The organism is Selenomonas sp. oral taxon 137 str. F0430, from assembly GCF_000183625.1.
GTDB classification, from domain to species: domain Bacteria; phylum Bacillota; class Negativicutes; order Selenomonadales; family Selenomonadaceae; genus Centipeda; species Centipeda artemidis.
The window spans coordinates 125023-144621 of sequence record NZ_AENV01000006.1 but is presented as its reverse complement, the minus strand read 5'-3'; the positions used below and the strand labels follow the sequence as shown (position 1 = coordinate 144621).

16 protein-coding genes are annotated in these 19599 nt (G+C 49.3%); 10 read left to right on the top strand and 6 right to left on the bottom strand.

Going from position 1 to position 19599, the window contains the following annotated elements; all coding sequences use genetic code 11:
• Window positions 1-29 precede the first annotated feature (29 nt).
• From HMPREF9162_RS04455 to HMPREF9162_RS04420, 9 genes are all read left to right on the top strand, one after another.
• Window positions 30-1364 (top strand): replication-associated recombination protein A, encoded by a 1335-nt coding sequence (locus HMPREF9162_RS04455; protein ID WP_009438349.1) that lies wholly within the window; start codon window positions 30-32, stop codon window positions 1362-1364.
• Window positions 1365-1452: 88 nt separating this feature from the next.
• Window positions 1453-2247 carry an adenosylmethionine decarboxylase gene (gene speD, locus HMPREF9162_RS04450; RefSeq protein WP_009438381.1) on the top strand — a complete coding sequence of 265 codons (795 nt, stop codon included), beginning with the start codon at window positions 1453-1455 and terminating at the stop codon, window positions 2245-2247.
• Window positions 2248-2258: 11 nt separating this feature from the next.
• Window positions 2259-2819, top strand: coding sequence for a helix-hairpin-helix domain-containing protein (locus HMPREF9162_RS04445; RefSeq protein ID WP_009438523.1), 561 nt, complete (start codon window positions 2259-2261; stop codon window positions 2817-2819).
• A gap of 216 nt (window positions 2820-3035) precedes the next feature.
• Window positions 3036-4475: a ComEC/Rec2 family competence protein gene (locus HMPREF9162_RS12690; protein ID WP_009438434.1), complete on the top strand. Its 1440-nt coding sequence runs from the start codon at window positions 3036-3038 to the stop codon at window positions 4473-4475.
• Between the two features lie 44 nt (window positions 4476-4519).
• Entirely contained in the window at window positions 4520-5248 is a 729-nt protein-coding gene (locus tag HMPREF9162_RS12685; protein ID WP_009438571.1) for a ComEC/Rec2 family competence protein, read from the top strand.
• Between the two features lie 64 nt (window positions 5249-5312).
• Window positions 5313-6038 carry an HAD family hydrolase gene (locus HMPREF9162_RS04435; RefSeq protein ID WP_009438472.1) on the top strand — a complete coding sequence of 242 codons (726 nt, stop codon included), beginning with the start codon at window positions 5313-5315 and terminating at the stop codon, window positions 6036-6038.
• A gap of 140 nt (window positions 6039-6178) precedes the next feature.
• Entirely contained in the window at window positions 6179-6805 is a 627-nt protein-coding gene (locus HMPREF9162_RS04430) for a DUF47 domain-containing protein (protein WP_009348765.1), read from the top strand.
• Window positions 6798-7796, top strand: a complete 999-nt coding sequence (locus HMPREF9162_RS04425) for an inorganic phosphate transporter (protein WP_009348764.1) — start codon at window positions 6798-6800, stop codon at window positions 7794-7796. The genes HMPREF9162_RS04430 and HMPREF9162_RS04425 overlap by 8 nt, the downstream gene beginning before the upstream one ends.
• Window positions 7797-7910: 114 nt before the next feature.
• Window positions 7911-9527, top strand: a complete 1617-nt coding sequence (locus HMPREF9162_RS04420) for a nucleoside kinase (protein WP_009438566.1) — start codon at window positions 7911-7913, stop codon at window positions 9525-9527.
• A gap of 61 nt (window positions 9528-9588) precedes the next feature.
• On the opposite strand, the gene HMPREF9162_RS04415 is transcribed toward HMPREF9162_RS04420, so the two are convergent.
• On the bottom strand, window positions 9589-10977 hold the full coding sequence (locus HMPREF9162_RS04415) for a pyruvate carboxylase subunit B (protein ID WP_009348762.1): 1389 nt from the start codon (window positions 10975-10977) through the stop codon (window positions 9589-9591).
• 266 nt (window positions 10978-11243) lie between these two features.
• On the opposite strand from HMPREF9162_RS04415, the gene HMPREF9162_RS04410 reads away from it, so the two are divergent.
• Window positions 11244-12200: a D-2-hydroxyacid dehydrogenase gene (locus tag HMPREF9162_RS04410; RefSeq protein WP_009438564.1), complete on the top strand. Its 957-nt coding sequence runs from the start codon at window positions 11244-11246 to the stop codon at window positions 12198-12200.
• A gap of 3 nt (window positions 12201-12203) precedes the next feature.
• Here HMPREF9162_RS04410 and HMPREF9162_RS04405 read toward each other — a convergent pair whose 3' ends face one another.
• From HMPREF9162_RS04405 to HMPREF9162_RS04385, 5 genes are all read right to left on the bottom strand, one after another.
• Window positions 12204-12740, bottom strand: a complete 537-nt coding sequence (locus HMPREF9162_RS04405) for an HDIG domain-containing metalloprotein (protein WP_009438411.1) — start codon at window positions 12738-12740, stop codon at window positions 12204-12206.
• 18 nt (window positions 12741-12758) lie between these two features.
• A complete protein-coding gene (locus HMPREF9162_RS04400) occupies window positions 12759-13079 on the bottom strand; it encodes a YerC/YecD family TrpR-related protein (protein WP_009348759.1) in 321 nt (106 codons plus the stop codon).
• Window positions 13080-13185: 106 nt separating this feature from the next.
• Window positions 13186-14073: an HlyD family secretion protein gene (locus HMPREF9162_RS04395; RefSeq protein WP_009438366.1), complete on the bottom strand. Its 888-nt coding sequence runs from the start codon at window positions 14071-14073 to the stop codon at window positions 13186-13188.
• A gap of 124 nt (window positions 14074-14197) precedes the next feature.
• Window positions 14198-16816, bottom strand: a complete 2619-nt coding sequence (gene alaS, locus HMPREF9162_RS04390; RefSeq protein ID WP_175282247.1) for an alanine--tRNA ligase — start codon at window positions 16814-16816, stop codon at window positions 14198-14200.
• 92 nt (window positions 16817-16908) lie between these two features.
• Window positions 16909-19518: a DNA translocase FtsK gene (locus HMPREF9162_RS04385; protein WP_009438461.1), complete on the bottom strand. Its 2610-nt coding sequence runs from the start codon at window positions 19516-19518 to the stop codon at window positions 16909-16911.
• Window positions 19519-19599: the final 81 nt, after the last annotated feature.

The window sequence follows — 19599 nt, the reverse complement described above, 5'->3', positions numbered from 1 at the left end:
AGATATACTGTGCTTGGAGGATGAGGCAAATGGATGAACAGCAGGGGCTTTTTGAACAAGCTCTGCACCGACCGCTTGCGGAACGTGTTCGTCCACATACGCTGGAGGATTTTGTCGGACAGGAGCACCTTCTGGGGAAAGGAAAAATTCTGCGTCGCCTCATCGAAAGCGATCAAATTACTTCAATGATCTTTTGGGGACCTCCGGGCGTTGGAAAAACCACGCTGGCGCAGATCATTGCGGCGCGGACAAAGGCGGAGTTTATTACGTTTTCCGCAGTGTCCGGCGGCATCAAGGACATTCGAACCGTCATGCAGGAAGCCGAGCGAAAGCGTTCCTACGGTCAGCGTGTCATCATTTTCGTCGATGAGATTCATCGTTTTAACAAAGCACAGCAGGATGCCTTTTTGCCCTTTGTGGAAAAAGGGAGTATCGTCCTCATCGGCGCGACGACGGAAAATCCGTCGTTTGAAATCAACGGCGCGCTTTTGTCTCGCTGCCGCGTATTCGTACTGCAAGGATTGAAAACGGAGGACATTCGAAAGCTCCTATTGCGCGCGGCGGCACTTCCTAGCGGGCTCGGCGGTCAAAAGATAGACATATCGGAGGACGCTGTGCTTGCGGTTGCACGCTTTGCCAACGGAGATGCACGCAGCGCACTCTCCACATTTGAGATGCTGATCCTCAATGCGGAGGAAAAAGACGGCATTGTTACGGTGACGGAAGAAAATCTCGCACAATGCATTTCCCGCAAGTCACTCCTCTATGATAAGACGGGGGAGGAACATTATAATCTGATCTCGGCGCTCCATAAGTCGATGCGCAATTCCGATCCCGATGCCGCCGTGTACTGGCTCGCGCGCATGCTCGAAGCAGGGGAAGATCCTCTTTATGTTGCGCGGCGAGTTACGCGTTTTGCGGCGGAGGATGTCGGTCTTGCCGACCCGCGTGCGCTTGAGATCGCCGTCGCGGCATATCAGGCATGCCGGTATATCGGTGTTCCCGAGTGCAACGTACATCTCACCGAGGCAGTGATCTACCTCTCGCTTGCCCCGAAATCGAATGCGATGGAAGTTGCCTACTTATCTGCCGCAGCGGATGCACGCACGATGCTTGCCGAACCGGTACCGCTTGTCATTCGAAATGCCCCGACCAAACTCATGAAGGAGCTAGACTACGGCAAAGGCTATCAATATGCGCATGATGCGGCGGAACATATCACAAATATGCAGTGTCTGCCCGATGCACTTGCGGATCGAACATATTACCACCCGACGGATCAAGGCGTCGAAGGACGATTCCGCGAGCGTCTGGACGCGATTAAGAAATGGAGAGCAGACCATGCGCCGCATCGTAAAAACTAGATGATGCAGACGTATGCCGCTATATCAAAATATATTGTTACAGTCGATGTGTATTATTTTTTGAACAGGAAAGGCAGGAATCCCGGCGTTGGATGGAAAGCTGAAACTATATGGATTTAACAATCTCACGAAAGCGCTGAGTTTCAATATTTATGATATTTGCTATGCAAAATCTGCGCGAGAACAGCGGGACTATATCAAATATATTGACGAACAGTATAATTCCGACCGACTTACCAAGATACTTTCTCAAGTGACGGATATGATTGGGGCGCGTATTCTCAATATTGCAAAGCAGGACTATGAGCCGCAGGGGGCGAGCGTGACGATGCTGGTTGCGGAAGAAGCCGCCGTCATATCCGGCAGTAAGAAACCCGTCAACAGAGCCGCCGCAGCGCCCGAAACGATACTGGCGCATCTTGACAAGAGCCATGTGACCGTTCACACATATCCGGAGTTCCATCCGGATACGAGCATCGCGACGTTCCGCGTCGATATCGATGTTGCGACTTGCGGAGAGATCACGCCGCTGCAAACACTCGATTACCTCATTAGCCAGTTTGATTCGGATATCATTACGATGGACTATCGTGTGCGCGGATTTACGAGAGATCTGCAGGGGCGCAAGCTGTTCATGGATTCGAAAATGACCTCGATCCAAGAGTTTATCAAGCAAGAAACCCTGGACGAATACGATGCGGTGGACATCAATCTCTATCAGGCCAGCCTTTTTCATACGCGTATGCTCATCAAGGAGCCGCAATTACAAAATTATCTCTTTAATACAGATGTCGATGAAATCCCGCCAAAGACACGACTGCTGATCAGTACCAGTCTTCGGCGCGAGATGATAGAGATCTTCAGCGGACGCAACGTCTATTAGGAGATGTTCGTATGCCCATGTTCAAAAAGTCCCTTGCCGTATTGCTCATTCTCGTTGCCGCCGCTATAGGCGGCACAATGTACGGCTACTATTCGGAACAGGAAACATTGGCGCTTGACGCGGGGACGAACATGCCGCCGGAACCGCCGCGTTCCGTGACCGTATATGTTTCGGGAGAGGTGAAAAAACCGGGACTCGTTATACTCCCCGAAGGAAAACGTGTCGCCGATGCCGTGAACGAAGTCGGCGGCGTGATAGAAACGGCAGACATTGACCGCGTGAATATGGCGGCGCTGCTTGAAGACGGAATGCATATACGCGTACCGGAAAATCAAAAATTCGGCAGTAAGACCGCCGTGCCCGCGGGGAACGATACAGACGGGCGGATCAACATCAACACAGCAAACGAGAAGGAACTGCAGGAGCTTCCCGGCATCGGTCCCGCGATGTCGGCACGTATTGTGGAGTATCGTGAAGCAAACGGGAACTTCAAGAAGATTGAAGATATAAAAAAGATACGCGGAATCGGCAACGCAAAATTTGAAAAACTAAAGGACAAGGTGACCATATGAAAACAGGGCAGTATCAGCTCACGTTTCTTATCGCCCTGTTATTTTCCCTTTGTCTCGGTATTTTCTGCAGCGCATATTTTGATATTTCTTTTTCTGCCGCGCTGCCGTATTTTTTATCCGTACTGCTGATTGGAAGCGGCGCGGCGATATTCCTGATATATCGGCAAAGCCCAAAGACATGGATTGTCTTCGTCGGGCTTTTTTTTCGTATTGGGGATGCTTCGATTCGCGGCGGTCTATGATCTTCCGGCTTCCGATATTTCGAATTACGCGGGACAAGATGCCAAGGTCGAAGGTGTCGTTACAGAACCGCCTCGTATTACCGCAGATCCGGATGGGGGTGTTCATCTGCGTTATACGGCACAGGTAACATCTATATTTTCCAAAGGAGAAGAACATGTCGGAGAAGGGAATATACTTATTTATTCCCGCGTGCGTGCCGGAGACGACCTGCCTGAAGTGCATATCGGGGATCATATTTCTGCCGAAGGAACAGTGCGCCGACCGCACAGTTATCAAAACCCGGGGCAGATAGATACGGCGTTCCTTTTGCACAGCCAAGGAATTACAGCGCGGCTTCACACAAGCCAAGATTCTCTTTCTTTTCAGCGTGCAGAAAAATATTCGTTATTTCAGAATATCATCCAATTTGCGGCAGATGTGCGTACACACTATATCAATCGCATGTCGGAGGTGATGCCGCACAGCGATGCAGCGGCGATTTTTGCAATGCTGTTTGGAGGATACGAAGGCATACGACCGGAACTATTAGAAGCCTTTACCACAACGGGAATTATACATATTTTATCTGTTTCCGGCTCCCATATCAGCTTGATTGCCGCCGTGACGGCATGGTTCTCTATAATTCTGAAATTTCCCAAATGGGCGCGGGCAATCTCTGTGATTTTTGTCATTTCAGCCTATGTCGTATTGGCAGGATTCGTGCCGCCTGCCGTACGTTCTGGCATTATGGGCGGAATTGCTTTTGTCGGACTTGTTCTAGGGCAGGAACGGGACGCGCAGCGTATCTTGATTGTGACGGGGATCTTGATGCTCCTCGTCTCTCCGCTGCTGTTTTTCCATATCAGCTTTCAATTGTCCTTTCTTGCAACGGCGGGGCTACTTTTTATTGCGCCCATACTGTTTCAACGTATGAAAGGGATATCCGTATTTGCCGCAGGCAGTTTATCCATCACAATGTCAGCGCAACTCGCGACGCTCCCCATGCTCGCATGGTATTTCAATCAGGTGTCGCTGTCGTCTTTATTATCGAATTTTATTGTCGTTCCGATTGTGGACATCATCATTATCGTCGGGCTTTTGGGCGGGATTACGGCGTGGATCATCCCTCTAGCGGGGAAAGTTGTATTTGCGTTTGACAGCATATTGCTTGCCATATCGTTTGAATTGACACGCTTTATGGCGGCGCTGCCGGCTTCTAAAATTTTTGTTCCGACGCCGGAGGTTGGTGTCGGATGTGCCTATTACACCTTGCTGCTGCTCATATTTGCACCGCAAGAACTGCGTGACCACTTGATAGAATTTATCAAGGGGAAACAAAAGGCTATTGGTGTCTCCCTCGGCGTACTGCTTATTTTTTCATCTTTCGCTATATTGCACAGCCTGCCGAACTATCGGTTCACTTTATTGATGTAGGGCAGGGGGACTCGGTTCTTCTAATTACGCCGCATGGTCATGCGATGATGTTTGATACCGGCGGAACGAGAGACGATGCGTTTGACATTGGCGCACGGGTAGATGTTCCGTATCTGCTGCACTATGGCGTGCGCGAGCTCGACTATATATTTCTCTCACACGCACATGCGGATCATGCCGCGGGCGCACATGCGATTCTTGCAAAAATGCCGGTCAAGCACGTGTTCATTGCGGATGAGGGGGTTACAGAATATGCGAGAAGTATGCATATGGGAGACAGCGATCCACTGCTGTTAAAATTTAGCAAGTCGGAAGAGGGAAGGCGAATCACAGTGGACGGCGTCACTATCGATACCGTCTACGCGCCGCCCTATGATCCGTCGGACAGCGCAACCGGCAACGAGGTGTCGAATGTCTATCGTGTGCACTATGGCAGCGCGAGCTTTTTGTTTACCGGCGATTTGGTCAAAGAACACGAGGCGAAGCTGCTTGCACTTCATAAGGACATACAGAGCACAGTCCTAGAAGTTCCGCATCACGGTTCAAATACATCGAGTTCAGAGGAATTTATCGCCGCCGTACATCCCGTATACGCCGTATACTCGGTGGGGAGAGATAATACATTTGGGCATCCGAAACAGGAGGTGGCGGATCGATACGAAAAACAAGGCATAAAAACGCTGCGAACGGATTATGACGGGGCAATCGTATTTCGCACCGACGGCAGCCGTCTTAAGGTGGAAACCTATACGGCGCACAAAATCCTGCACTAACGCATTGCGCGGGGGCATAATTTTATTTATAATAGCGATAGACTCTTCAATACAAAGCGAGGATATGATGAAAAACTATGGCGTAGTTTTTGATGTTGACGATACGTTATACGATATGTCTATTCCCTTTTTGGGTGCCTACCAATCCCTCTATGGCACGCGGTATCGGTTTCCAACGAACGATCTGTTCCTCTTATTTCGTCGCTACAGTGACGAACGCTTTGACGATACGCAAACCGGGAAGATGTCGATGGAGGCACTTTATGCCTATCGTCTTCGCATGACTATGCAGGAATACGGGGTCTCCGTCACTGATGAGGAGGTGTTGGAGTTTCAGCGCCGTTATGTGGAATTTCAATACCGGATTCGTCTCACCGATACGATGAAGCATATTCTTGATACATTACGGGAAAAGAATGTAAAAATGGGTGTTATCACGAATGGCAACTCCGTACATCAGCGTGAAAAAATCAAATCGTTGAATCTTGCACACTGGATTCCCGCAGAACATGTCATCGTCTCCGGCGATCATGATTTTCGCAAGCCCGATGTACGTATATTTCGAGAGATGGAGCGTCGGCTGGATCTTCCCGCAGAGCGTCTCCTCTACGTTGGAGACGCATTTGCCCTCGATATACCGGGTGCCTGTCATGCCGGATGGCATACACTGTGGTTCAACCATCGACACCGCATCAAACCGGACGATACAAAAATTACAGCGGATATTGAAGTTCATAGCGAGGAAGAGCTTTCTATGCGGCTTTTAGCATATATAACAACGGTATCATAAATCCTAATTTCAATATCAAATCGAATGCCGCGGAACTTGAATTTTGTCTTGCTGTCAATCCTAAATAATGATATTATTACACCGTAGACTTTCGAGCGGTGTGACTCCAAACTCGTATATTTTAGGGAGGGTCATGATATATGTTCAATTTCAAACAGAAAGACGATGAGTTTTTCAGTCTCTTCCTAGAAAGTGCTAAGTTTTTTCACACTGGGGTATTGGTTCTTAATGACGTAATGAAGGACTATACCTGTGTCGGTGAGAAAGTCAAAGAAATTGACCGCATTGAACATGAAGCGGATAACGTCAACGATCGTATCATCGATAAGCTGAACCTTACGTTTATCACCCCCATTGACCGTGAGGACATCTATGCCCTTGCAAATAATTTAGACGACGGGGTAGACCTGCTGCAGGGAACTTTACAGCGCTATCATATGTACCATGTCGGTGAGCCGATGCCCGGCGCGGTCAAACTGACGGAGCTGCTTATCGTGGCGACTGAAGAAGTTGTGCGCGCATTTTCCTTTTTGGATAATATCCGAAAGAATCAAGTTCAAATCCTCGATGCGTCTCATAAGATAGAACGCTATGAAAGTGAAGGGGACTCCATCTATCGGCAGGAAGTCGCGTATTTATTCGAGCACGAAACGAATGCAATCGAACTCATACGCTGGAAGGACGTCTTAGAGCAACTGGAGGATACGCTTGATCACTGCGAGCTCATTGCCGACATGCTGCGGGGAGTGGTAATGAAATATGCCTGATTTGCAGCTTTTGATTTTCTTAGTGATCCTGTTGGCGCTCATTTTTGATTTTATCAACGGCTTTCATGACACGGCGAACGCAATCGCCACTTCTGTATCGACGCGGGCAATTCATCCGCAGCACGCCATCATCATGGCTGCCGTTCTGAATTTCCTCGGGGCAATGTATAGCACGGGCGTTGCGAAAACCATCGGCTCTGACATTGTGAAATCTGCGGGACATGTGGACGAGCATGTCCTGATTGCCGCACTCTTCGGCTCTATTATATGGAATATTATCACATGGCGGTTCTCTATGCCGTCCAGCAGCTCGCACGCGCTCATCGGCGGGGTAATCGGCGCCGTTCTTATGTCCTCGGTCGGTTCGGACGGATTGAACTTCTACGGCATTGGCAAAATTATACTATCTCTCATTCTATCGCCGCTCGTCGGTCTTGTATCCGGCTGCATCATTATGTCGGCGCTCTTTCGCTTCTTTGGTCATTTTCGACCGACTTCCATCAATGGAAAATTCAAGAAGATGCAAATATTATCAGCCGCGACAATGGCGTTTTCTCACGGTTCAAATGATGCGCAGAAGTCTATGGGCATTATTACCCTTGCGTTATTGTCCGGCGGCTATATCGATGTCTTTGAGGTACCGACTTATGTTAAGGTACTGGCGGCGACGGCAATGGCGTGCGGAACGGCGGCAGGGGGATGGCGCATCATAAAAACCATCGGCGGAAAAATATTTAAGCTCCAGCCGATCTCAGGTTTTGCAGCAGATCTCAATTCATCCATAATCATATTCGGAGCGACGCTTCTCCATTTACCGGTGAGCACGACACATGTCGTCTCAGGTTCTATCATGGGTGTCGGCGCTGCCAAGCGTATTAATGCAGTTCGTTGGGGTGTCGCACAGCAAATGGTTATCGCATGGGTTCTAACCATCCCTTGTACCGCCGTTATGGGTGCACTGACATATAAACTAGTTACCGCATTAGTTTAGTCATATACAAATAAAATCCTGCACTACTGATGGGCAGGATTTTTGTATATCTAAACATAGAGCAGAAAACTAAACGCTATCTACTATCATATGTAAATAAAGGAGCATGTAAGAATGGAAAAAAGTCTGCTGGAAATCGCCCGGGAACATAGTCATGAATACGCTAGCCCCATCGTTGCCGCTGTTGTCGACGGAGAGGTGCACGATCTGCAGTCGTTATATCATGAGAGCAACGATATAAAGTTTATAGAACTAAATTCCCGCCTTGGTTGGAGAGTCTATCGGCGCTCCGTATTGTTTCTTTTAATTGTTGCCGTAAACGAATTGGATAAAGATGCGGAAGTCATTGCAAAATTTACAGTGAACAAGGGGCTGTTTTGCGAAATACAGCATCCCGACAAGAGCATTGATGTACATTTTGTCAAGGAAATCGAGGCCGTCATGCGGCAAATGATTTCCGAGAATATAGCCTTTTGCAAACGCTCCGTTGCGAGAGAAGAAGCGATCGAGCTCTTCCGCAAGGAAGGGCGCTATGGGAAGGTGCATTTGATATCGGAGCTGACACAGCCGTATATTAGCCTCTATACATGTAAATCGTATGCAGACTACCTATATGGTCCGATGCTGCACGAAACAAAAGAGCTGAATCAATTCGAGCTTGACCATGAAAAAACCGGCGTACTGATCCGTACGCCGGACGAGATGACAAACGGTAAAATACGAAAGCGCATCAACCAGCCAAAATTCGAGCTTATCCTGTCCGAATCGAAAACATGGGCGGATATTTTAGATTGTCGATACATCTCCGATCTGAACAGGATCAATAAAAATCATGAGATCGGGGAGCTGATCCGGGTTTCGGAAGGGCTGCAGGAAAAGAAGATCGCTCAGATTGCGGATCATATCTCTTCCAATAGTGACGATACACGCATCATTTTGATTGCCGGCCCTTCTTCCTCCGGAAAGACGTCTTTTGCACAGCGTCTGCGCATACAACTGCGTGTCAATGGCCTGCATCCGATCATGCTGTCCCTAGACGATTATTTCCTCAATCGTGAGGATACGCCGCGCAACGAGCGCGGAGAATATGACTACGAGTGTCTGGAAGCCCTCGATACAGAGCTTTTCAATCAAAATATGGTCGATCTTCTTGCCGGAAAAGAAGTTGTTCTGCCGCGCTTTAATTTCGTTAGCGGAAAAAGAGAATGGGGCAAGAGCAAACCTATATCGATTCGCTCGGATCAGCCGATCATCATAGAGGGGATTCACGGGCTAAACGAGGCGCTGACAAAGGAAATCCCGCGCAAGAATAAATACAAGATCTATATCAGCGCATTAACTCAGCTCAATATTGATGCACACAATAGGATTCCAACGACGGATATACGATTTTTGCGCCGATTGGTACGAGACCATCAATTTCGCGGCTCAAAAGCCATCAAGAGCATCAAACAGTGGCCGGACGTCAGGGCTGGGGAAGAAAAATACATATTCCCGTTTCAAGAGGATGCCGATGTCCTTTTCAACTCGGCGCTGATTTATGAGGTCGGCGTACTAAAGAAATATGCGATTCCTCTTCTAAAGGAAATAAAAAAAGGGGAGGACGGATATACAGAAGCTGCCTTAATTCTCCGATTCTTACAGTATGTGAACGAGATAACAGCGGTGGACGAGATACCGAACAATTCGATTTTGCGCGAGTTTATCGGGAAATCAGTGTTTTTCTCTTGAATACGAAAAGGAGACGGACTGCAAAGCAATCCGTCCCCTCGAATGATTCTAGGAAGCGTTATTATTCTTTGACATACGCCGTGATGGGCTTGTAGTGCGCCTTGAAGAACTCTTCTGCGACCTGCGGGAAAAGCGCATAGGACAGAACGTCCTCATCGGAAGGATTCAGATAGCCTTTTGTTTTGAGCTCTTCCTTAAACTCTGCAAACGTCTTAGCCTTGGCATCCTCGATGGAGCAGTCATCGATGATATCCTTGGGATCTATCTTCAAGGTGTCCGTCAGGAATGCACGATCGATTTCAACCGGCGTCTTGCCGAATTTTCCGCGTGCAAGATCCTTAAACTCGTTTGGAACCATCTTATAGCGCTCGCCTGTCATGACGTTAAACGTTGCCATCGTGCCGACGATCTGCGAAGACGGCGTGACAAGAGGAGGATAACCGATGTCCTTGCGAACGCGCGGCATCTCATCAAGGAGATCTTGATAGCGGTCTTCCATGCCGGCTTCTTTGAGCTGATTTGCAAGGTTGGAGAGCATACCGCCCGGGATCTGGAAGTCCAGAACATTGGGGTTGATGTCGAAGTATCCTTTTAGGTTAAAGGTCTTGATCAGATCCTGCTTGACCTTGAGGAAATGTTTGGAGATCGGCGTCATCGCCTGACGATCGAGCCCCGTGTCGCGCTCCGTCCCCTCGAGCATAGCAACCATCGTCTCTGTGCACGGCTGCGACGTATCGCTGGAGAAGGGGGCAAGAGCCGTATCAATGATGTCGACGCCGGCTTCAACCGCCTTGATGTACGTTGCATGACCAAATCCGGACGTGCAGTGCGTATGCAGGTCAATGGGAATCTTGACGGCGGCTTTGAGCTTCGTGATAAGATCCTCAGCGACATATGGCTTCAGAAGTCCCGACATATCCTTGATACAGACGGAATGGCATCCCATCTTTTCGAGTTCGACCGCCAGCTCAACGAACATTTCGTTGGTGTGCACAGGGCTGATCGTGTATACGAGACAGCCTTGGACATGCGGCTTTTCGGGACATTTGAGCGCGGCGCTGATCGCCACTTTCAGGTTGCGAATGTCGTTGAGCGCATCGAAGATACGGAAGACGCCGATACCGTGTGCAGAGGCTTTTTGAACGAACTTTTCTACAACATCGTTGGAATAATGATTATAGCCGAGCAGGTTCTGACCGCGCAAGAGCATCTGGATCGGGGTCTTGAGGTGCTTCTTCAGAGTGTCCAAACGTTCCCACGGATCTTCATCAAGGAAACGCAGGCAAGAATCAAATGTTGCTCCGCCCCAAGCTTCAAGGGAGTTGTACCCGATGGCATCAAGCGCCTCAAGCTGCGGAAGCATATCCGAAATTCTCATGCGGGTTGCCAGCAGTGACTGATGTCCATCGCGGAGCACAGTCTCAGTGATTTTTACAGGATTCTTTGACATAAAAGAACACTCTCCTTGACTAAAAATCATAATCAAAAATTATATAACCCAACATCTAAATTATAGGATTAAACGGGAGCGTTGTCAATCATAAGTTATAAAATTCACATATCTTTATTCTATTTTTACGCTTAACTATCCATAATGGTAATTATGGATAGTTAAGAAGGAAGAACTTTAGAAAAGGGTTTTTTGTCATTTTAGCGAATAGTTACTATTTAATGAACGGTATACGAATTTACTGCACATCGGAAAGGATTTATCATATGGAACTTCATCTTCTATCGTTTGTGCGATTGAATGACGAACAGATCGATCTTCTGCATCACGCATCGCCCGGCTGCACTGTCGTATGCGGGCGTCCGGAACAAACTGCTTCTGTGATGCCTGATGTCGATATACTGCTGGGATATGATTTCCAAATAGATATCGATACATTCCTCCAGCAGATGCCAAAGCTAAAATGGATTCATACCTTTAGCGCGGGTGTTGAGAAACTGATGGCCAGCGAGGATTTTTGCCGATCGGATATTTTACTTACAAATTCGCGCGGTATCCACGGGATCCCTATGGCAGAGCATATTCTTGGCACTATGCTCGCATCGAGCCGCCGACTGATCGAGGCATGGGAAAATCAAAAAAATCACCAATGGAAGCGTTTAACTTCTCCCGACGAACTCTACGGTAAAACGGCGGCAGTTATCGGACTTGGCAGCATCGGACGCGAGGTTGCAAAACATCTGAAAAATATGGGGATGCACGTCGTTGCCGTAAAACAAAAAGAAACAACCGAACCGTTTGTCGATCAGCTGCTTCCGATAGCACAGATTTCCGAGGCGCTCTCCTGTGCGGATTATGTTATTGTCACACTGCCGTTGACGCCTGAAACAACCAATATGTTTAATCAGGATGCATTCCGTCTCATGAAGAAAAATGCGTTTTTTATCAATGTATCAAGAGGCGCCGTGGTAAACGAGAACGACCTTATGGCGGCTCTTTCCTCCGGGATGATTCGCGGCGCTTCTCTCGATGTTTTCGCGGTAGAACCGCTGCCGGAGGATTCTCCGCTATGGGACGTTCCAAATCTATACATTACGCCGCATTATTCATCCGTTTCCCCAATGTATCTGGAGCGCTCTCTCAAGATCTTTCGCAGCAACCTGCAGATATTCCCGCAGCGTATCGGTATGATGAATGTCGTCGATAAGACACGCGGATACTGATCGTTAGTTCTGTGCGTCTGCCCGCTTCAAAATAGAAAGTACCGGATCATCTTCCGGTGCTTCTTTTTTTTGATGCTGCGCTACAATGACTGCTTCCCTATACCTCCCTATCATCCGAAGTTTCTCCGCACCGATTTCCGGGTGATGATAAGAAACATAAAAGGCGGTTCCAACCTTTCCGCAGATTCCACTCTTGTCTTTTTTTGAAACAAAGAACGGTATCGTCGACGGAAAGAATCGGCGTGCAAGAACGGATAGAACTTTACCCCAAACATCCGTCGTCCCTTTTGTTTTCCCTATATCGTGCAGTAACGCACAGCGAATGAGGAAGATATAGTCATCGGAGGATAAATGCCGCTCTTCTCGATAGATTTCCTTCGCGGTAAGCGCCACATGAAATGCATGAAACCGATCCGCAGGATGCATCGCATAAAAAAGCTCCTGTTCATCATCGGTGAGATAAGATCTGACAAAGGTATGGGTACCTGTGTCCATTTTCCCCCATATTGCCCAATAAAATTGTCGTATGCGCTGTATCATAAGAAAGGCTCGCCGCAGCTACTCATAAGCTTCCTCTTTCTGCTCTTCGTGTGGAAATAGTCTGCTCAGAACAAGCGCATATCCGTCGGCGCCATAGTTCAGACAGCGTTTCACACGGCTGATTGTCGCGGTGCTCGCGCCTGTCTGCGCAACAATCTCATCGTATGTCCCGCCTTCATACAGCATATGAGCAACCTCAAGACGCTGGGCAATCGCCTTGAGTTCTGCAATGGTACATATGTCCTCAAAGAACCGATAGCATTCCTCTCGTGTATTCAATAAAACGGTCGCATCACATAGCTGATCAGTCAGATGATCTCTGAGTTTATGGTTTGGCATATTTATTCCCTCTTAAAAAATCATTTTGCACAATAACGCTTTATTACGTCACAATATAAAATACTTCCTAGAAAAAGTAAAGCGTCACACGCCGCCATGAAAGCAGTCACGGAATAAAGTGCAGCTTGATATGCTCCGTATCCCCGTGCACCTCCGTTATATCGGACGGAACGGATATAACGACGCGTTTTCCTCCGCCCTCCGTTTCGCCATCCGAAATTTCCTGCACGGTACCGCTCAGTTTCATTCGGTCTAATTGATACTCTACCGGCTGTCCTAGATATATCCTATCTATTTCTTCTCCGATAATCTCTGTCTCAATCCATGGATTTTCTGCAAGGCGCACCTGCAGAAGAACCTCGCCCGTCTGTACGTGATCGCCAGGCATAACGAATAGTCTGGTTATCGTTCCCGCGTACGAAGAAACAATATCACTTGCCGCTGTCTCCTCTTTTGCTTTCTTTAATGTCTCTTCGGCGGCTTGGACTTGTCGCTTAGCTGCTTCGACAGTATTGGGATCGACGGTTATTTTTATCGGCGAGGACGATGAATAAGATGACGCACTTTTGATAACTTCGTAGTTTGCAATCGATTCATCGCGTTTTGCGGCGCTGATCGCCCCCATTTCATAGAGGGCTTTCATCCGCTCCATGCGTGTCTCTGCTTCGATGAGTTCATGATTGTTTTCGGTACTGCGGACACTGCTTGTCGTATTTCCAATAATACCGTTTTGAAGCTGTGCAAGATTGCTTTTTGATAAATCTAAATTTTGCTGCAAACGTAAGATCTCTTCCTCGGTTATTTGGTTTCGAACAACCGCCAAAACCGTTCCCTCTTCGAGAAAGCTCCCCTCCTGTGCCGTCATATCCTCTACCGTACCGCCGCTTGGGGAAAGTATATTTTCCGTGCGGTGCATAAGACGTCCTTCGGCGATAAGTGTCGTATGATTATTTGTATCTGTTTGCATCATAATATACGCGATACCGCCCGCCAAGATACAAAGCGCTATGCAGAAGCGTCCCGTATATTTTTTATATCGCTTGTAATATCGACATCCATCCTAAAATCCTTTCTAAAAAAGGCCGTCAGCATATGTGACAGCCTTTCAAGAAACCGTATTAGTTGTTTGCCTGCCGCTGGATTACGGAAATTGCCGCATCAAATGCCTGAGGAATGTTTTCGGGGGTCTTCCCGCCCGCCTGCGCCATATCCGGGCGACCGCCGCCGCCGCCGCCCACTTCCTTCGCGGCTTCTTTGATAATTTGTCCGGCATGAGCCCCGGCGCTCACCGCATTCTTATCCGCCTTAACAACGAGGCTGACCTTATCGTCAATGACCGCAGCAAGAATCACGATCCCATGATCGAGTTTCTCGCAGGCAAGGTCGGCGATGGTACGCAATTCGTCCATAGAATCAACATTCGCCTTACCAACGACGACATGGAAGGCGCCGATCTCACGAACGGCCATTAGGAGTTTCTGTGCATCGGCTTTATCCCTAAACTCGGCAAATTGACGAAGCTGTTCCTGCATCGCTTTCCTCTCGTCAAGGAATTTATCGATTTGAGAGGACAGATCTTCCGGTCTTGTTTTCAGCTTTTCGGATATTTCCTGTACGGTATGGTAGAGTGTCGCGGCATAGGAGAACGCCGCTTTCCCTGTAATCGCCTCGATACGGCGTACACCTGCGGCAACACCGGATTCTCCGATGATCTTAAAGAGTCCAATCTGCCCCGTATTGCCGACATGCGATCCGCCGCACAGCTCGATGCTGAACCCCGGAACGCTAACCACACGGACAATATCGCCGTATTTCTCACCAAAGAGCGCCATGGCGCCCATATTCTTAGCATCCGCAATCGGCATCATGGAGATATCGAGATCGACCGAGCGCAAAATCTCTGCGTTCACCAATTCCTCAATATCACGGATCTGCTGTTCCGTGACAGGTTCAAAATTGGTAAAGTCAAAGCGCAGCCGATCCGGCGTTACCAAGGAGCCCGCCTGTTTGACATGTGCACCCACAACACGTTGGAGTGCTGCCTGCAGAAGATGTGTCGCCGTGTGGTTGCGTGCGGAGGAGAGTTTTCGCTCCCGATTTACCGTGATGTCCACGCGGTCACCGCGATGGATTTCTCCTTCTTCCACGTAAGCAATATGATAAATTGTCCCGTCGGGAAGTTTTTTCGCATTGCTGATCGAAATATATCCGAGATCGCTCCGCAGAACCCCCTCGTCTCCGACTTGTCCACCGCCCTCGGCATAGAACGGGGTCCTATCGAGGATGATACCCGCGCTCTCACCGTCACGCAGAGAATCGACGATCTCGCCGTCACGCCAAATCGCCGCGACAACGGCTTCTTTGGCAGTCGAATCGGAGCGAAGCGCACTCGTATCGATATTCGACAAATCCGGCACGGCAACTACTTGATTCTCTGCACGCGCACTGCGCGCACGGCTTCGCTGGGCCTCCATCTCTTTGTCGAACTCCACGCCGTCAAGAGTGATGCCGTGTTCATGGAGAATTTCTTCCGTCAGTTCACGCGGGAATCCATAGGTATCATAGAGTTTGAATCCGATGTCTCCCGGCAGAACGACCTTGTTCTCCTCTTTGAGACGACCGATCTCGCCATTCAGCAGTTCCATGCCCTGCGCAAGGGTCGATGCAAAACGCTCTTCCTCGACGCGGATCACACGTTTGATGTATTCTTGCTTTGCCGTGAGTTCGCTGAAATCAGGCGCGCCGCGGAAAATCTCAACGACGGCATCTACTGCACCGTCAAGGAAAGGATCCGTAATACCAAGCATCCGCCCGTGCCGGATCGCACGGCGCAGTGTGCGGCGCAGGACATACCCCCGCCCTTCGTTGGACGGCAGGATACCGTCCATGATCATGACGGAGATAGACCGCGCATGATCCGCGATTACCTTCAGCGAAATATCTTTGCGCTTATCGCTTCCGTATGCAACGCCCGAAATCTTCGACGCGTAAGCGATGATCGGATAGAGCAGATCCGTCTCGAAGTTCGTTTCTTTATTTTGCACAACAGACGCAAGTCGCTCCAGCCCGCAGCCGGTATCAATGTTCTTGTGCGCAAGGAGGTTGTATTCCCCCTCCTCGGTGCGATCGTATTGTGTAAAGACCAAATTCCAAATTTCAAGGAAGCGGTCGCAGTCGCAGCCGACGCCGCAGGTAGGCTCTCCACAGCCGCGCTCTTCACCGAGATCGATATAGATCTCGGAGTCAGGACCACAGGGACCGGGGCCGATCTCCCAAAAATTATCGTTCAGAGGAACAATATGATCCGGCAGCAGCCCCGGCTGCTCCAGCCAAATGGCACGTGCCTCATTATCGTCGGGATAAATGGAGACCCAGAGCTTTTCCTTTGGGAGTTCTATCACTTCCGTTAAGAACTCCCATGCCCAAGGGATTGCCTCTTTCTTGAAATAATCCCCAAAGGAAAAGTTTCCGAGCATTTCAAAGAATGTCTGATGACGCGCCGTACGCCCGACATTCTCTATATCGCCGGTACGCACACAACGCTGCGAAGTCGTAATACGTGGGCGCGGCGGTTTCATTTTTCCCGTGAAGAAGGGCTTGAGGGGCGCCATGCCGGCGCCGATTAAAAGAAGCGTCGGATCGTCTTCAGGGATCAGCGAATAACTCGCGAGACGAAGATGGTCTTTTTTTTCTGCGAAGAACTGGAGATAGGTCTCCCGCAATTCGTTACCGGTCATGTATTTCAATCTGGACACCCTCCTAAAAGCATCACGGCAAAATACTGGTTGAGCGTAAGTATAGCATAGAACTGAAGAAAATACACGCTGTTTTACATCACACTTTTTACGAGCTCACGCGCCTGCTCCGGTGTCATAAGAATCTCGCGCGGCTTGTTCCCGCCGGCGCTCGGACCTATGATGCGCAGCTCTTCCATCGCATCGACGAGACGTGCCGCACGCGAATATCCGACACGGAATCGTCTTTGAATACTTGACGAAGATGCCTGCCCGGTCGATAGGACGAGCTCCACAGCTTCCGGCAGAAGCTTGTCCTGTTTCATAAGGAACTCGTCATCCTCTTCCGGCTCGTTTTCCTTTGCCTCGTTTTCGATGAAGCTGACAAGCTCCTCATTCTCGTCAATTTCCTGTCCCTGTGCGCGGATGAAGTCAAGCAGCATCTCGACTTCTTCATCGCTGATGAACGCGCCTTGAACACGCAGCGGCTTCGAAACGCCCTGCGGCGAAAAGAGCATATCGCCTTTTCCAAGCAAGGTTTCCGCGCCGCCGCGATCTAGGATCGTGCGTGAGTCGACTTGAGAAGACACGGCGAACGAAATCCTCGACGGCAAATTCGCCTTAATGATGCCGGTGATGACGTTCACCGACGGACGCTGTGTCGCAAGGATCATGTGGATCCCCGCCGCACGCGCCTTTTGGAGAATGCGGCAGATGGCGTCTTCCACATCACGCGGTGCAATCATCATGAGATCGGCGAGCTCGTCGATGACGATGACGATAAGGGGCATTTTTTCTTCCGCATATCGGCGGTTGAACGTCTTAATGTCCCTAACGCCGTGATTGGCAAAAATCGTATACCGTTTCTCCATCTCCTGTACCGCCCAGTTGAGTACGGACGAGGCTTTTTTCGGGTCGGTCACGACCGGAACCATGAGATGAGGGATGCCGTTATAGTTCGACAGCTCGACCATCTTCGGGTCGATCAGGATAAATTTTACTTCATCCGGCGCCGCCTTAAACAGGATGCTTGAGATGAGTGTATTGATGCAGACAGATTTTCCCGATCCGGTTGCACCGGCAACCAGCAGGTGCGGCATTTTTCCAATATCGGCAAAGACCGCCTGTCCTCCAATGTCCTTCCCTAGCCCGACGGTAAGCTTTGACTGTGCCTCTTGAAATTGTGGATTTTCCAAGACTTCTCTGAGCTGAACGCTCTCCAAGGTGCGATTCGGAATCTCGATGCCGATGGCAGCCTTGCCCGGTACAGGCTCGATACGCACAGAGGATGTTGCCAGTTGGAGCGCAATATCCTCCGCCAGATTTGTGATCTTGCTGACCTTGACACCGGGCGCTGGTTCCAGATCATAACGCGTGACCGCGGGACCGTGACAGGCGCTGATCACCTTTGCGTTGACGTGGAAGTTCTCTAGTGTCTGGTGCAAAATGTGCGCATTCTCCTCAATCTCCTGCGCTAAAGATTCATTTTCCTGTTTGATATGCTTGGATAAGATATGCGTAACCTTGGGCAGCTCATAGGCATTCTCCTTATGGTCGGGAGGCATTTCCACAGAGTTGCTTATTTGCGGCGGCTTCTTTGCCGACGAAGGAGCGGCAGGAGGTTCGGAGGGCGCATCAAGAGGAAACGGTGCAGCATCCTCCTCTATTTCTATCGCAGGTTCGTCAATATGAGAAATCTCTATCATAGGCGCAGACGTCGTATCTTCCTGATGGCCATACGGCAGAGCGACATCAATAGCTTCCTCGGACTGCGCGTTATCTTCCGCGTACCGGATGGGAAATATCGAAGGAACAGTATGATCCGCTTCCTCTTCTTCCGCTGTAACGGGGATTAGCGGCTCGTACGGAGCTTGTGCTTGTATTTCCGCTTTTTGTTCCCGCTCTTCAAGAGCCGGCACGTCAAGCGTTTCGATTGCTTCCGGAATAGGCTTTTCCGGCAGATTTGCGCCAAAGACTTCATCGGGCATGTCCGCTTCCGCAAAGAGTGTGTCATTTGCCTGATTATACGGAACGGATGCGCGCACGTCACTGACGATATTTGCGGCTTTTTCTTCGATTTTTTCGCTGACGGCACTCATCTTTTCATAGGTCGCACTAACGGCTGTTCCGGCGGCTGATGCGCCTTTTTTTGCCTGCTCTTTTGTGCGGATATAGCCGGAAGCGAACGACCACGTTGTTGATAAAAGAACGGAGCCTAGAATGATCGTCGTGAGCAGGATAATAGATCCGTCCACACCAAAGAATTTCCGCAGCACGAGGAGCACGCTCCCACCGAGCAGTCCCCCGCCGTCTGCAAGGCTTTGAGGCAGTATCTCCTCACCGATGGGAATGACAAAATGATGCCATGCCGCAAGGATCGATATAAATAAGCCTATGACACCAAAAAAACGCTTCGTATATAATAAGCTGCGATGATGCAAAATATACTGTATGCTGACAAGCCCAATGACCAAAATTGCAAAGGCCGCGCCCCAGCCGAATAAATATCGAAATATATTTGCGAAAAAGATACCGACAAAACCGACATTCCAACCGAGAAGCCCAACGCCTGAGAGTACGGCAAATGTGAGAAGTATAAGCCCGACAAATTCATACTTTCGTCCTGAATCGTTCGCCGGAGAACTTCCGCGGGCTTTCGGCGATCGACGACCGGGACTTCGTTTTTTCAATGAGAATCCCTCCATACTTGACTATGCCTCCATCTTTTTGAGATGGAGGCATAGTCAAGTGAAATATCTCTTCATCAAATGTGATCGGAGCATGTG

Coding starts and splice junctions, on each gene's coding strand:
- HMPREF9162_RS04455 (WP_009438349.1), top strand. CDS start 30: ATGGATGAACAGCAGGGGCTTTTTGAACAAGCTCTGCACCGACCGCTT.
- HMPREF9162_RS04445 (WP_009438523.1), top strand. CDS start 2,259: ATGCCCATGTTCAAAAAGTCCCTTGCCGTATTGCTCATTCTCGTTGCC.
- HMPREF9162_RS12690 (WP_009438434.1), top strand. CDS start 3,036: ATGCTTCGATTCGCGGCGGTCTATGATCTTCCGGCTTCCGATATTTCG.
- HMPREF9162_RS12685 (WP_009438571.1), top strand. CDS start 4,520: ATGATGTTTGATACCGGCGGAACGAGAGACGATGCGTTTGACATTGGC.
- HMPREF9162_RS04435 (WP_009438472.1), top strand. CDS start 5,313: ATGATGAAAAACTATGGCGTAGTTTTTGATGTTGACGATACGTTATAC.
- HMPREF9162_RS04430 (WP_009348765.1), top strand. CDS start 6,179: ATGTTCAATTTCAAACAGAAAGACGATGAGTTTTTCAGTCTCTTCCTA.
- HMPREF9162_RS04425 (WP_009348764.1), top strand. CDS start 6,798: ATGCCTGATTTGCAGCTTTTGATTTTCTTAGTGATCCTGTTGGCGCTC.
- HMPREF9162_RS04420 (WP_009438566.1), top strand. CDS start 7,911: ATGGAAAAAAGTCTGCTGGAAATCGCCCGGGAACATAGTCATGAATAC.
- HMPREF9162_RS04415 (WP_009348762.1), bottom strand. CDS start 10,977: ATGTCAAAGAATCCTGTAAAAATCACTGAGACTGTGCTCCGCGATGGA.
- HMPREF9162_RS04410 (WP_009438564.1), top strand. CDS start 11,244: ATGGAACTTCATCTTCTATCGTTTGTGCGATTGAATGACGAACAGATC.
- HMPREF9162_RS04405 (WP_009438411.1), bottom strand. CDS start 12,740: ATGATACAGCGCATACGACAATTTTATTGGGCAATATGGGGGAAAATG.
- HMPREF9162_RS04400 (WP_009348759.1), bottom strand. CDS start 13,079: ATGCCAAACCATAAACTCAGAGATCATCTGACTGATCAGCTATGTGAT.
- alaS (WP_175282247.1), bottom strand. CDS start 16,816: ATGACCGGTAACGAATTGCGGGAGACCTATCTCCAGTTCTTCGCAGAA.
- HMPREF9162_RS04385 (WP_009438461.1), bottom strand. CDS start 19,518: ATGGAGGGATTCTCATTGAAAAAACGAAGTCCCGGTCGTCGATCGCCG.